13 protein-coding genes are annotated in these 12,932 nt (G+C 50.5%); 7 read left to right on the top strand and 6 right to left on the bottom strand.

From position 1 onward, the window contains the following. Positions 1–27: 27 nt before the first annotated feature. From D0Y50_RS19670 to D0Y50_RS01810, 5 genes are all read right to left on the bottom strand, one after another. On the bottom strand, positions 28–495 hold the full coding sequence (locus tag D0Y50_RS19670; RefSeq protein WP_232366415.1) for a TonB-dependent receptor plug domain-containing protein: 468 nt from the start codon (positions 493–495) through the stop codon (positions 28–30). Between the two features lie 127 nt (positions 496–622). Next, complete coding sequence (gene trmL / locus D0Y50_RS01825) at positions 623–1,087, bottom strand: tRNA (uridine(34)/cytosine(34)/5-carboxymethylaminomethyluridine(34)-2'-O)-methyltransferase TrmL (RefSeq protein WP_108565666.1); 465 nt, start codon at positions 1,085–1,087, stop codon at positions 623–625. Positions 1,088–1,157: 70 nt separating this feature from the next. Next, positions 1,158–2,126 (bottom strand): alpha/beta fold hydrolase, encoded by a 969-nt coding sequence (locus tag D0Y50_RS01820; RefSeq protein WP_117315214.1) that lies wholly within the window; start codon positions 2,124–2,126, stop codon positions 1,158–1,160. 12 nt (positions 2,127–2,138) lie between these two features. Continuing rightward, positions 2,139–3,491 (bottom strand): ATP-binding protein, encoded by a 1,353-nt coding sequence (locus tag D0Y50_RS01815; RefSeq protein ID WP_108565668.1) that lies wholly within the window; start codon positions 3,489–3,491, stop codon positions 2,139–2,141. A gap of 3 nt (positions 3,492–3,494) precedes the next feature. Continuing rightward, the gene (locus D0Y50_RS01810) at positions 3,495–4,136 is read right to left on the bottom strand and encodes a response regulator transcription factor (RefSeq protein WP_108565840.1); all 642 of its coding nucleotides are present in this window, start codon (positions 4,134–4,136) and stop codon (positions 3,495–3,497) included. 243 nt (positions 4,137–4,379) lie between these two features. Between D0Y50_RS01810 and D0Y50_RS01805 the strand changes: the two genes are divergently transcribed. Further along, positions 4,380–5,165: a Spy/CpxP family protein refolding chaperone gene (locus D0Y50_RS01805; RefSeq protein ID WP_170145435.1), complete on the top strand. Its 786-nt coding sequence runs from the start codon at positions 4,380–4,382 to the stop codon at positions 5,163–5,165. Positions 5,166–5,234: 69 nt separating this feature from the next. Here D0Y50_RS01805 and D0Y50_RS01800 read toward each other — a convergent pair whose 3' ends face one another. Then, positions 5,235–5,645, bottom strand: coding sequence for a methylglyoxal synthase (locus tag D0Y50_RS01800; RefSeq protein WP_108565670.1), 411 nt, complete (start codon positions 5,643–5,645; stop codon positions 5,235–5,237). A 581-nt stretch (positions 5,646–6,226) separates the two neighbouring features. On the opposite strand from D0Y50_RS01800, the gene argC reads away from it, so the two are divergent. From argC to argA, 6 genes are read left to right on the top strand one after another with little or no spacing between them, the layout of a single operon-like run. After that, positions 6,227–7,246 carry an N-acetyl-gamma-glutamyl-phosphate reductase gene (argC, locus tag D0Y50_RS01795; RefSeq protein ID WP_117315212.1) on the top strand — a complete coding sequence of 340 codons (1,020 nt, stop codon included), beginning with the start codon at positions 6,227–6,229 and terminating at the stop codon, positions 7,244–7,246. Then, positions 7,243–8,028: an acetylglutamate kinase gene (argB, locus tag D0Y50_RS01790; RefSeq protein WP_108565672.1), complete on the top strand. Its 786-nt coding sequence runs from the start codon at positions 7,243–7,245 to the stop codon at positions 8,026–8,028. The genes argC and argB overlap by 4 nt, the downstream gene beginning before the upstream one ends. Before the next feature lie 3 nt (positions 8,029–8,031). Beyond that, positions 8,032–8,943 carry an ornithine carbamoyltransferase gene (locus D0Y50_RS01785; protein WP_108565673.1) on the top strand — a complete coding sequence of 304 codons (912 nt, stop codon included), beginning with the start codon at positions 8,032–8,034 and terminating at the stop codon, positions 8,941–8,943. A 14-nt stretch (positions 8,944–8,957) separates the two neighbouring features. Further along, on the top strand, positions 8,958–10,166 hold the full coding sequence (locus D0Y50_RS01780) for an argininosuccinate synthase (protein ID WP_408640673.1): 1,209 nt from the start codon (positions 8,958–8,960) through the stop codon (positions 10,164–10,166). 11 nt (positions 10,167–10,177) lie between these two features. Then, on the top strand, positions 10,178–11,563 hold the full coding sequence (gene argH / locus D0Y50_RS01775) for an argininosuccinate lyase (RefSeq protein WP_117315207.1): 1,386 nt from the start codon (positions 10,178–10,180) through the stop codon (positions 11,561–11,563). Between the two features lie 5 nt (positions 11,564–11,568). Next, on the top strand, positions 11,569–12,882 hold the full coding sequence (argA, locus tag D0Y50_RS01770; RefSeq protein WP_108565676.1) for an amino-acid N-acetyltransferase: 1,314 nt from the start codon (positions 11,569–11,571) through the stop codon (positions 12,880–12,882). The last annotated feature ends 50 nt before the right edge of the window (positions 12,883–12,932 follow it).

The following is a 12,932-nucleotide window of genomic DNA, read 5'->3' as shown; positions in this document are numbered from 1 at the left end:
TTACCCCTGGGGTTTTAGAAACATAATTTACCAGCCCCCCGGCGAGCCCTGGCCGTAAAGTACTGAAGCAGGTCCTTTTAGTAACTCCACCTGTTCCAGCGTATAAACCTCAGCCCGGGTAGAATTATAGCTGCCAAAAAGCTCCTGAATCGAGTCCCGGTAGCGGGGTATTGAAAGTCCACGGCTGCTGATCGCATCGCCGCGGGTAGCGAAACCATAGGTCTCGCCGGCCACCCCGGCCATGTAGGTTACTGTTTGCGATAAATTAAATGCACCTTTGTCTTTCAGATCAGAGAGCGTCTCTATGGATACCGAGCGAGCCAACTCTACAATCGGCACATTGGTTTTCGTTGCGCCAAAAGCACTGCGCGTGCCGGTCACTTCAATTTTTTCAAGTTCCTCGTCGCTCGTAGCAGGGGCCAGCGATGACTGGGCGCTGGTATTAAAAGACAGCAAAGCAAAGACAGAAGCAGACAATAAAGGCAGCGTTTTCATAGGTATGTATACAAAATTTGTGAATTAAGACGCCACTTACTTTACTGACTAAAGTGCTAGATGTAAATAATAATAATTACTATTTACAACTGAGGACTAGCAAACTTCTCTTCTTGGCTAACCTGGATCAGCGCGCCCCCGGATAACCAAACTGACGCCAGCTTTCGTAAACAAACACCGCTACTGCATTGGATAAATTCATACTGCGGCTGTTCTCCAGCATGGGGATGCGGACCCGCTGTCCTGGCGGCAGTGACTGAATAAAGTCATCAGGCAACCCGCGGGTTTCCGGGCCAAAGATAAGCGCATCGCCCTGACAGTATTTTACATCGCTGTGAAACGAAGACCCTTTTGTAGTGCAGGCTAAAAGCCGTTTTGGCTGCTCACTTGCAATATATGCAGGTAAGTCTGCATGCCGTTTTACGTGGGCAAATTCATGATAGTCAAGGCCGGCCCGGCGTACTCTTTTATCATCCCAGTCAAAGCCAAGGGGCTCTATAAGATGCAACGCAAACCCGCTGTTGGCGCATAAGCGGATGATGTTACCGGTATTGGGAGGTATTTCAGGCTGGTATAACACAATATCTATCATGATGGCTAAATAGTAAGCGAAGGAATGCGGCACAGCATAGGACCAATCTCTGGCGCTGGCAAGACAGTGGCTAAGACTTATCCAAAAAGGCTAACAGTTGCTTCATTACTGGTACCCGGTAGCGGTCTGCTTCAATCAGTAATTCATGACGCGCGCCGCTAATTTCCACCCACTGGCAATGGGGCATCGCCCGCGCCACAGCCCGCTGAACGCGATTATCCACCACCTTATCGGCCCCGGCGGAAAATAGCAGACAAGGTAGCGTTAACCGGGGGGCTTGCTGCGTAATTTCAGCCATGGCCTGGCGCGCCGCTGCCAGCCACGCCGTGGTTACGCCGCCCAGCTGGATAGCCGGCTCAGCCTCGTACAACGAGCGAAAAAGTTGATAGCGTACGTCGCTATGGGTAAGTTTATTGAGGCCAAACGGCACCGCCTGGTAATCAGTCTGACCAAAAAAGTAATCAGCGATTACCCCTGCTTTTATTGCTTTACGCTGGCCTAACCAAAGTAACCCTTTCGCTACCGGCTCAGGTAATGCAGGCCTGATTCCGAACATCGGCGAACAAAACACGGCACGCTCAAATAATCCGGGTTCCCGCAGTATGGTCAGCGCCCCGATAGCACCGCCCATTGAGTGGCATAATAAGGATAAAGCACCGCGCTGGTGGGGCGTTATCACCTGCCGGTGAAAGGTTAGCAGATCATCAACATAATCAGTGAAATTAGCTACATAACCATGATGAGGGTTGTCGGTCATGCGGCCCGATAGGCCCTGCCCCCGGTGATCTAATATAAATACCGCATAGCCATGGTGATACAAATCATAAATGACTTCTTTGTACTTAAGTAACGATTCGATCCGGCCGGAACTAATTAAGACAGACTGCCGCGCCTGGGGCGGGCAACACCATGCATAACTGACCGGGACATCGTGTTTACCTTGAAAACTTCCGGTTTTCACTGCACTTTGCCAGAACGGCTCTATATGGGATACGCTGGCAGCGCTAAGTTCGGATTCGCTGAATAAGGACACTGGCATAGATAACGCTGTTTAACTGCTAAAAGGCAAATGGATTATCACCTGCAGGCCGCCGGCCTGCGCCTGGTGAGCACGAATTATCCCATGATGCGCTGTGACCGCCGCTTTTGCAATTGCCAATCCCAACCCTACGCCACCGGAATCACGGTCGCGCGCCAATGACGCCCGATAGAACGGCGAAAAAATCGCTTCTCGTTCTGTTACGGGTAGGCCGGGGCCGTCATCTTCAATAATAATTTGCCAGTGCGACGCTTGGCATTCCACGGTCAGCGTTACCCGGGTGCGGGCATAACGTATGGCATTTCGAATCACATTTTCTACTGCGCTGCACAATAAGGGCCGATTAGCCTGTACCGCCGTAGCGGGTAAATCAGTACAAGCAAAAACCTTGTCGTTATTGCTGGCTTCAAACTGGGCATCCTGGCATAGGTCTCGTAATAGACTATCGATATTAATCGTTTCCATACGTGGCGGCGCGGCCTCCGCGCGGGTTAAGGCCAGTAATTGATTAATCAGGGTTTCCATTCGCACCGCTTCCCGTTCAATTCGTTGCAACGTGGGCGCATCAATATTTTGCTGATGTGCCAATCCCAGTGCCATCTGTAAACGAGTGAGCGGCGACCGTAATTCGTGTGAAATATCGCCCAGCAACCGTTGTTGGCCACGCCATAGATTCTCTAACTGGCTAGCCATACTATTAAAGTCCCGGGCCAGGGCCCCGAGTTCGTCTTGCCGGTTAGCCGGCGCCTGGGCCCGCGCCTGCCAGTCGCCGTCGGCCAGCTTTTTGCTAGCCGAACGCAGCTGTTGTATAGGTTTGACCAAAGAACGGGCAAACCAGTAAGACAGTAACATACTCACCACAACGCCCACTCCAAGCAGGCCTATCAGCCACTCACGCGGGTCCATCGGGGCCCCTCGCTCGGCTAAAAATAATGCATAACGTTGCGACTGAAATACAAAAGGCTGCGGCCCTATTAAAGAAAAGTCGCGCTGCTTAAGCATGATGGGGGTGCGTTGGGCAATTAAATCGCGCAACCGCTGTTCGGTGCGTGGGCGCAGTGGGGGGCCGTCGCTGCGCACCGTGGCACCTGAGTCTATCGCCACCGCCACTAACCTGAACGGCAAACGTCGGCTCACTCGGTTGAGCGACGTCTGTAATGTGGGAAGAGGCTGATTTTCCAGTCGATTCGCCAATTGATGCAGGGTTTTAACATGGCGCAGCGGCACCGCGGCAATGTCGATGTCATCCTCCACCAGCTTACTTATCCATACCGCACACCCGGCAGTCAGAAGCGTTGTTAGCCAAAACCATAAAAATAGCCGGCCAACCAGGCGCCGTGCGGGGTTAAGCATACGGATATTCATGGCTTAGCCTGTTTTCAATAAATAACCCGCGCCGCGGATTGTTTTAATTTTATCGTCGCTGGTCACTGCCGCCATTTTTTTGCGTAAGTTGCTCACGTGCATATCAATACTGCGATCGTACGCCATTAACTTCTTGCCCAACACCTTTTCTGAAATATCATCTTTGGTTACCAGCTGGCCGGCGTTCAACATCAACAAGTGCAAAATGGCAAATTCTGTTCCTGTAAGGTTTAGCGCACTATCATGACAGTGCACCAGCTGCCGGGCTACCGACAACACAATATGATTAACCCGTACGTCCTGCTGTTGGCGGGAATTGGTGGTGAGCTCAAGACGGCGCAGTATAGCTTTGATGCGGGCGGCCAGTTCCCGATGATTAAACGGTTTGGGTAAATAGTCATCCGCGCCTAATTCCAACCCTAAAATTCGATCGTAATCATCGCCGCGGGCCGTTAGCATCAACACGGGGGTAAGATGGCTCATACGTAACTTTTTAAGCACATCAAAGCCATCCATTTGGGGCATCATTACATCCAGCAATATGAGGTCAAATGCTTCACCGCCAGTAGCCACCTCAAGCCCTTTGAGGCCGTCGTTGGCTACCGTGACTTTATAGCCACATGTTTGCAAATAGCTTTGCAGCATATCGGTAAGTTCATTATCATCATCGATAATAAGGATAGAATGCCTGGCCGCCTGCCGTGATTCAGCGCTATTCACTGATACCTCCACCGTTTTAAAATAAGCTCAATTCATTTATAGCTTACCCGACTTCCGGGCTAGGGCAATAAGCCAGCTAGCCGGATTTACAGAAGCTTTACACTTTTCATACCCACCTTTGCATTGCATCAGGCTACACTTCCTACCGTCAAAGCAATGGAGGTTCTTATGAAAAAACGTATCGTAACAACGCTAATCGGTGCCCTGTTAGTGTCTGGCGCCATTGTAGCTAAACCTGATCATAGGGAAAAAGCTGATGCTAAGCGTGATGGCATCCGCCATATGATGAAAGAATTGCGTAGTCTGGATTTGGAAAAAACCCAAAAAGCAGATATCCGGCTTATTGTTAAAACATTACGGGCTGATATGAAAGCTAACCGCCCGGAACATACACCAGGTGAACGTCCCCCGGCCAACCTGACCGAAGCAGAGCTAGCCGCAGCTATTGAAGCGCGCTTTGAAGCTGTCCAAGCTAATCAGTTAGCTCGGGCTAAAGCCAAGCATGCTATTTATCAGGTACTTACCGAAACCCAACAAGAAGCGCTGGCAGCGAAGAAGGCAGAAAAAGCACAGAAGCGTAGTAATCATGCTGATAAACGTAAGCGGCCGGATGCTGGCAAATTACCGCCGGCATTTGACGAGCTTGATTTAAGCGATGATCAATTAAGTGCGGTTCAGGCTACCCTGGAACAAGGCCGTGAACAGCGCCAGCAAAGCCACGCAAAAATGCAGCAACTGCGTGAACAGGAACGCACAATAATTCAGGCAGAAACTTTTGATGAAGCAGCCTGGCTGGCCCTTTCACAACAGTTTAAAGCAGCGTTGATAGACAGTAAGACAGCCCGTCTGCAACAGCAGGAGGCGATGGAGTCTATCTTAAGTGATGAGCAACTGACCGAGCTAAAAGAGATTCATGACGAACATCGTCGTGGTCCTAAACACCGCCGCGGATAATATCCTTCAACGGTGAACCTCAACGACGCCTGCCTGAGTTCCGATAAGGTCCTTCTATGGCAGGCGTTTTTAATACTCTGGTTTTTTAATTTGGTAATCCACTGATAAAAAACGTGGTGAAGTAACCACTAAATCCGCTGTAGCGCTATTACACGCAACAGGCACATTCCACACTGAGCATAAACGCAGCAAAGCTTTTACATCCGGATCATGGGGCGCCGGATTTAATGGATCCCAGAAAAAGAACAATGCATCCAGGGTGCCTTCAGCTATCAGCGCACCAATTTGCTGGTCGCCGCCCAATGGGCCGCTTTTAAAGCGTGTTACCTGCAACCCCGTTTCCTGGGCTATCATCCCTCCCGTCGTGCCTGTGGCCACAATGTGGCAGCGCTGCATTATTGGCATATGTTGCTGAACCCACGCTAATAGCTCTGCTTTTTTGTGGTCGTGAGCCACCAGCGCAATGGTACTTTTACTCATTGTTATGTTCCTTAAAGCTACCTTGATATCCACCCTGCCCGACAGCACCAGCTGGGTTAACCGCAGGCACCTACCTCAGACTAGCGCCGATTGTTGGTTATTTAGCGCAGGCTTGTCAATATAGTGTCATGTATACACGGCATGATCGAGCACTGCTAACCACGCTGCTTATGCGATGAACGACCCACACATCCGATGAGATAATTATACAACTTATTTGCATAATTATTCTATACATGTAAGATAGACCTCGGTTTAAACATCTTTGGTGGTTTTGGCTCGATCCGCAGGGTAAACGTTACGCTTGCGAGACCCAGACCAACATAAGAGGAGACAGGATATTCCCATGGTACTACCAACCAGCGGTTTTCGCTTAACCCGTGAGCCTGCTACACAGTTTAGTTCTCCCCTGGCTAGCTACGCATGGCAAGGCTTTGAGCGACGAAAGTTGCTTAGTATCTTGCCTGTTCAGTAGCACACTTTTTACCTTTGCCCGGTTTTTTTGACTACGGCTTACTGTAATCAAGCGTCAAAGGTAAAAAGTGTTTTTTTCTTCTCAATCTTCAGTACGCAATTAAATTATGTTGAATGTCTCTATTATTGGTGCCAGTGGTTACACCGGCGCACAACTTGTTGATTTAGTCGCTCGCCACCCCGATATGACGCTAGCAAGAACCTTTGTCTCAGCCAATAGCGCTGATGCTGCTAAACCCTTATCGGCTATTCATGGCAACCTTGCGCACTTATCGCAGGTTCGGCTAGAACCCATCAGCGACGAAGCTTTAGCCGAACTTGCCGCAAACATGGACCTGGTGTTTTTGGCTACGCCCCATGAAGCCAGTCATGACTGGATGGCAACGTTGACCAGCGGCCGGGCGAAAATCCTGGATTTATCTGGCGCATTTCGGCTAAAAGATACTGCTGTGTTCAGCCAGTTCTATGGCTTCGAACATACCTCGACCGACGCTCTTGGTAACGCAGTTTACGGGTTAGCAGAGTGGTACCCCCAGGCGATTGCGCAAAGCCGCATTATTGCCGTGCCGGGCTGTTACCCTACCGCCTCGTTAAGCGCGCTTAAGCCTTTATTTAATGCTCAATTATTAGATTCAGCCGTGCGCCCTGTGATCAATGCAGTATCCGGGGTAACGGGGGCAGGCCGTAAAGCCAGCCTGGCCAATAGCTTTTGTGAAGTCAGTCTGCAGGCTTACGGCGTGCTAGGGCACCGGCACACACCCGAGATTGAAGCATATTTAGGCACGCCGGTTATCTTTACGCCTCACTTAGGTAATTTTAAGCGGGGAATTCTGGCCACAGTCACCGTTAAAACGGTAGCGGGTTGTACGGCCGAACAGCTAAATCAGGCCTATCACCAGGCCTATGCTGATCATCCCATAGTCAGGTTGCGTGAGAGTTTTCCACGGTTGGATGATGTTGTTAATACACCGTTTGTAGATCTGCATTGGAAGCTGGATGAAAAAAGTGGTTATGCAGTAATCACTGCGGCGATTGATAACGTAATGAAAGGCGCAGCCTCTCAGGCAATTCAATGCGCCAATCTGGTCAGTGGGTTGCCGGTCACTAAAGGATTATTAGCAGAATGACACCCCAACCCATTGTTATCAAAGTAGGCGGTGCCCTACTAGAAGATGCCGAAGCTGGCCTTGCCCTGCTTACTAATATCGCCACCATCGCCAAACAACGCCCCGTGGTGATGGTGCATGGCGGCGGCCCCTTGGTAGAAACATTGATGGCTAGCCTAGGGTTAACCAGCCATAAAATAGATGGCCTACGGGTTACCCCTGACGAACATATGCCGTACATTAGCGGCACCCTGGCGGGTAGCGCCAATAAAGGGTTGTGTGCGCTGGCTATCAAGGCCGGGCTGACGCCAGTTGGGCTATCATTGTTGGATGGCAACATGGTGCAGTGTACCGCGCTGGCAGATAAATATGGTGCAGTGGGCACCCCTACCGCGGGCAATAACCGCCTATTACACAGTATGCTTGAACAAGGCTTTTTGCCTGTTATCAGCTCTATTGGCTGTTCGGACGACGGCCGCTTGTTGAATATAAATGCCGACCAGGCGGCGACGGTAGTTGCTGAACTGTTAGGTGCGCAATTGTTATTGTTATCCAATGTCCCCGGGGTATTAGATGCAAACAAAACGCTGGTGAGCGAACTCGACCTGGCGCAAATTGCGGTGATGGTTCATGAAGGTATTATTACCGAAGGCATGAAAGTAAAGACCGATGCTGCATTGCTGGCAGCAAAAACGCTGCGCAGGCCGGTCACTATCGCCAGCTGGGCCTCGCCGCTAGAAGAAATACTGGCCAACACCACCGGCACCAGAATAAACAACACGCCCACCGGGGCAGGAGAATAAACCATGAAACAGGATTTGCTGACGTTTTCAGACTGGACCCCGGATGCCCTGCATTCTTTACTTGAACTGGCGCTGACGATGAAACAGTCCCCTGCGGCCTATGCCAATGTGCTGGCAGGCAAGTCGGTGGCGGCAGTCTTTGAAAAACCCTCACTGCGTACCCGGGTCAGCTTTGATATTGGGATTAACAAACTGGGCGGCCATATGGTGTACCTGGATTGCCAGGCAGGCAAATTAGCCGGCCGTGAAGATGCCGTGGATATGGCAGCGAATCTAGCCTGCTGGGCTGATGCGATCGTGGCCCGGGTTTTTTCGCATCAAACCCTTGAGCAGTTCGCCAGCGCCGCCAAAGTACCGGTAGTCAATGCGCTATGCGACAAATACCATCCCTGCCAGGCTCTCGCTGACTATTTAACTTTGTATGAAACCTTTGGCCAGGTTAAGGGGTTGACCCTTGCCTACGTGGGCGATGGCAATAATGTTACTCACTCATTGCTGCTGGCAGGCGCATTGCTGGGCTGTAATCAGGTGGTGGTCACCCCGCCGGGCCATGAAGCTGACCCAGCGATTGTGGCCAAGGCCACAACCATTGGTCAGGCCACTGGCGCCAGTATTGTACAAACCACTCAAATAAGCGACGCTGCCGGGGCAGACGCCTTATATACCGATACCTGGTTGTCGATGGGTGATGACACCCCGTTAACCACTATTAAAGAAAAATTTATGCCTTATCAGGTAAATGAAGACATGATGGCAATCACCGGGGCAAAGTATGTGCTGCACTGTCAGCCAGCGCACCGCGACCTGGAAATTACCGGTTCGCTGATTGACAGCAGTAAGTCGCTACTGATGCTGGAAGCAGAAAACAGAATGCACGGCCAAAATGCCATCCTTACTCACCTATTGGGCGCATAACGAGGAATATGATAATGCAACAAGTGAAAAAAATTGTACTGGCTTACTCTGGTGGTTTGGATACCTCCGCGATTATCCCGTGGTTAAAAGAAAATTATGGTTGTGAAGTGGTAGCCTTTGCCGCCGATGTAGGTCAGGGCGACGAGGAACTCGAGGGTCTACACGATAAAGCCATCGCTTCCGGCGCCAGCGAGTGCTATATCGTCGATCTTAAAGAAGAATTTGTTAGTGAATACATCTTCCCCACCGTCACCACCGGCGCAATTTACGAAGGTGAATATTTGCTTGGCACATCTATGGCCCGACCGGTTATAGCTAAAGCACAAGTTGAGATTGCCCGTAAAGTCGGCGCTGATGCGCTGTGCCACGGCTGTACCGGTAAAGGCAACGATCAGGTGCGGTTCGAAAGTACGTTTGCAGCTTTAGCGCCTGACCTGACGGTTATTGCTCCATGGCGTGAATGGGATATGGTATCGCGCGAAGATTTGCTGGCCTACCTTGCCGAGCGGGATATTAAAACAACCGCGTCAGCGACCAAAATTTACAGTCGCGATGCGAATGCCTGGCATATTTCCCATGAAGGGGGCGAGCTGGAAGATCCATGGCAAGAGCCTACCAAGCAGGTATGGACCATGACGGTAGACCCTGAAGAAGCCCCGGATACGCCAGAACGTATTACCCTGTCATTCAATGAAGGCAAACTGACTCACGTCAATGATGAAGCGTTATCGCCGTATCAGGCACTGGTTAAACTTAATACCCTGGCTGCGGCCCATGGGGTTGGCCGTATTGATATTGTCGAAAACCGGTTGGTAGGCATGAAATCACGAGGATGTTATGAAACCCCGGGCGGCACCGTTTTGATGAAAGCGTACAAAGCCCTGGAAACCATGGTATTAGATAAAGCGGCCATTAAATATCGCGAACAAATCGGCCTGGAATTTTCTCACGTTATGTACGATGGTCGTTGGTTTACCGCCATCAATGACGCCCTGTTAGCGGGCGCAGCGTCCTTTGCCCAAAAGGTTACCGGTGACATTGTGGTTAAGCTGTATAAAGGTCAGGCCACGGTCACGCAGCGTCGTTCGCCAAATAGCCTGTATTCTGAAGACTTCGCTACCTTTGGTGCTGATGATGTTTACGACCAGAAGCATGCCGAAGGATTTATCCGGTTATTCAGCTTGTCCAGTCGGATTGAAGCGCTAAAAAATCAGCATAGATAAGGAGCATACGCATGGCTTTATGGGGAGGCCGGTTTTCTGCCGGTAGTAGCAGTATGTTTCGGCAGGTGAATGATTCACTGCCATTTGACCAGGTAATGGCAGCGCAAGACATGCAAGGTTCAATTGTGTGGTCTCGTGCTCTGCATAAAGCCGGCGTATTGAGCGAACAGGAACAACAACAGCTTGAAGACGCCCTGACGCGTCTGCAACGCCAGGCGGAAGCTGGTGAACTGGATTTTGCGGCTAGCACCGAAGAAGATATTCACAGTTTTGTTGAAGCAGCGCTGATAGATGAACTAGGTGATGTAGGGCGCAAACTGCATACCGGACGCAGCCGGAATGACCAGGTTGCCACGGATTTTCGTTTGTGGGTGCGTGAGCACACCGACTCGCTCAAACAGGATCTATACCAGTTAATTCGGGCGTTACTCAACACGGCTAATCGCCATCAAGAAGCAATAATACCTGGCTACACTCATTTGCAACGAGCCCAGCCCATCATGTTTGCGCATTGGTGCCTGGCCTATGTGGAAATGTTTAAACGTGATATCAGCCGGCTGGAAGATTTGCAGAAGCGACTTAATCAGTGTCCGCTGGGAAGTGGCGCATTAGCTGGTACCACCTACCCGGTGGACCGTGATGATATCGCCCAGCAACTGGGTTTTGATAGCCCGTGCCTGAATAGTCTGGATGCCGTTTCTGACCGTGATTTTGTTCTGGAACTATTGTTTACCGCCAGTACCAGCATGATGCATATTTCACGGATGGCTGAAGATTTAATTTTCTACAATTCTGGTGAAGCAGGCTTTTTGCAACTCGGTGATACCGTTACCTCAGGCTCTTCACTGATGCCGCAAAAGAAAAATCCTGATGCATTGGAGCTGATGCGGGGTAAATGCGGTCGGGTATTTGGCGCGTTGCAGGCCCTGCTGGTAACCATGAAAGGTTTACCGCTGGCATATAATAAAGATATGCAGGAAGACAAAGAAGGGGCTATCGATACGGTTAATCAGTGGCATTGCTGTTTATGCATTGCTACCGAGGTACTTGACTCTCTAAGCCTGAACGAAACACGTTGTCGGGAAGCGGCAGCACAAGGTTATGCCAATGCCACAGAGTTGGCCGATTACCTGGTGGAAAAAGGTATTCCATTTAGAACCGGACATGATATCGCCGGCAAGGTGGTACTGGCCGCGTTAGAGCAAAGTTGCCCGATTGAAGATATGCCATTGGCTGACTTACAGGCTATTTGCGACAAATTTGACGACGATGTTTATCCGGTTCTACAACTCGAATATGGCGTTAATAAACGCAATATTTTAGGGGGCACCAGTGCAAAAACAGTAATCCAGGCGTTATATCAGGAACTGGAAAACCTGGATAAACAGGGGCTATAACGGATATGGTGCTGCACCAACAAGACGGCATAAAACTGTTTCGCAGCTCGCTGCCATACATCAATGCACATCGGGGAAAAACCTTTGTCCTGATGTTTGGTGGGGAAGCCATCGAGCATGAAAATTTTCCCAATATTATTCACGACATTGCCCTGCTTTCAAGTTTGGGTGTACGGCTGGTGCTGGTTCACGGCGCGCGGCCGCAAATCGATCAGCGGGTTACCTTACGCAATATTGAAAGTAAGTTTGCCGATGGGGTCAGGATTACCGACAAACAAACCCTGGAATGTGTGAAAGATGCCGCAGGGTCGGTACGCTCGCAAATTGAAGCGCTGCTGACCATGGGGTTAGCTAACTCGCCCATGCACGGAGCACAGATTCGGGTATGTTCGGGCAACCTGGTAGTGGCTAAGCCTATGGGGGTGCGCGGAGGGGTAGACTTTGAGAATACGGGCGTTGTGCGACGGATTGATACCACCGGTATTAACGATCATCTCAACGATGGGTCTATTGTACTGCTCTCCCCCATGGGATACTCCTCTACTGGCGAGGTCTTCAATCTCTCTCACGAGGATGTGGCCACGCAAGCTGCGATCGCCCTTAAAGCTGACAAAATCATGGTGTTTTCTAACTATGAAGGGGTCTTCCATCAAGACGGTAAGTTGCTTCGTACTATCGAGCGTCCTGCGCTTGAGGCGATGATGTTAGGGGGTGAAATTACTACCGAGCACTCCGTATTAAGCGCCCTTACCACCAGCGTAGCGGCCGGTATTTCCCGCGCCCATTGCATAAGCTACGAAAAAGATGGGGCCTTGTTACAAGAGCTATTTACCCGCGATGGTACCGGCTCGCTGGTATTGGAACATCACTATGAGCAGCTGCGCGGGGCAACTATTGAAGACGTAGGTGGCATCTTAAAGCTTATTAAGCCGCTGGAAGAAAGCGGTGCATTGGTAAAGCGCTCCCGCGAACGTCTGGAAAATGAAATAAACCAATTTATTGTGATTGTGCGTGACGGCATGATTATCGCCTGTGCTGCTGTATTTTTGTACCCGGAAGATAATTGCGCAGAGCTGGCGTGTGTGGCCACCCATGCAGATTATCGCGGCAAAAACCGTGGCGAACGAATTTTGGAAGAAGTGAAAGCCCGGGCGCTGGAAAATAATATCGATACGCTGTTTGTATTAACTACGCTTACCGCCCACTGGTTTTTAGAACACGGGTTTTTACCGGCCGACCTGGGCGCATTGCCAGCGGCGAAAAAAGAGCTGTATAACTTCCAGCGCAGCTCCAAAGTCTTTACGCTGCAATTACGCTAGATATTCTGCATAGCAAGCCTTCCCCCAAACAGGCTATAATGCGCCCGAAT

The sequence above is a fragment of the Salinimonas sediminis genome (genome assembly GCF_003429285.1).
Classification (GTDB): domain Bacteria; phylum Pseudomonadota; class Gammaproteobacteria; order Enterobacterales; family Alteromonadaceae; genus Alteromonas; species Alteromonas indica.
The sequence above is the reverse complement of the archived record's forward strand: the minus strand, read 5'-3'. Positions and strand labels throughout refer to the sequence as shown.

Excerpts from the sequence above, each read along its gene's own strand:
- D0Y50_RS01820 (WP_117315214.1), bottom strand. The coding sequence starts at position 2,126 with ATGCCAGTGTCCTTATTCAGCGAATCCGAACTTAGCGCTGCCAGCGTA.
- argC (WP_117315212.1), top strand. The coding sequence starts at position 6,227 with ATGTTGAATGTCTCTATTATTGGTGCCAGTGGTTACACCGGCGCACAA.
- D0Y50_RS01815 (WP_108565668.1), bottom strand. The coding sequence starts at position 3,491 with ATGAATATCCGTATGCTTAACCCCGCACGGCGCCTGGTTGGCCGGCTA.
- D0Y50_RS01805 (WP_170145435.1), top strand. The coding sequence starts at position 4,380 with ATGAAAAAACGTATCGTAACAACGCTAATCGGTGCCCTGTTAGTGTCT.
- D0Y50_RS01780 (WP_408640673.1), top strand. The coding sequence starts at position 8,958 with ATGCAACAAGTGAAAAAAATTGTACTGGCTTACTCTGGTGGTTTGGAT.
- D0Y50_RS19670 (WP_232366415.1), bottom strand. The coding sequence starts at position 495 with ATGAAAACGCTGCCTTTATTGTCTGCTTCTGTCTTTGCTTTGCTGTCT.
- argA (WP_108565676.1), top strand. The coding sequence starts at position 11,569 with ATGGTGCTGCACCAACAAGACGGCATAAAACTGTTTCGCAGCTCGCTG.
- argB (WP_108565672.1), top strand. The coding sequence starts at position 7,243 with ATGACACCCCAACCCATTGTTATCAAAGTAGGCGGTGCCCTACTAGAA.
- trmL (WP_108565666.1), bottom strand. The coding sequence starts at position 1,087 with ATGATAGATATTGTGTTATACCAGCCTGAAATACCTCCCAATACCGGT.
- D0Y50_RS01810 (WP_108565840.1), bottom strand. The coding sequence starts at position 4,136 with ATGCTGCAAAGCTATTTGCAAACATGTGGCTATAAAGTCACGGTAGCC.
- D0Y50_RS01800 (WP_108565670.1), bottom strand. The coding sequence starts at position 5,645 with ATGAGTAAAAGTACCATTGCGCTGGTGGCTCACGACCACAAAAAAGCA.
- D0Y50_RS01785 (WP_108565673.1), top strand. The coding sequence starts at position 8,032 with ATGAAACAGGATTTGCTGACGTTTTCAGACTGGACCCCGGATGCCCTG.
- argH (WP_117315207.1), top strand. The coding sequence starts at position 10,178 with ATGGCTTTATGGGGAGGCCGGTTTTCTGCCGGTAGTAGCAGTATGTTT.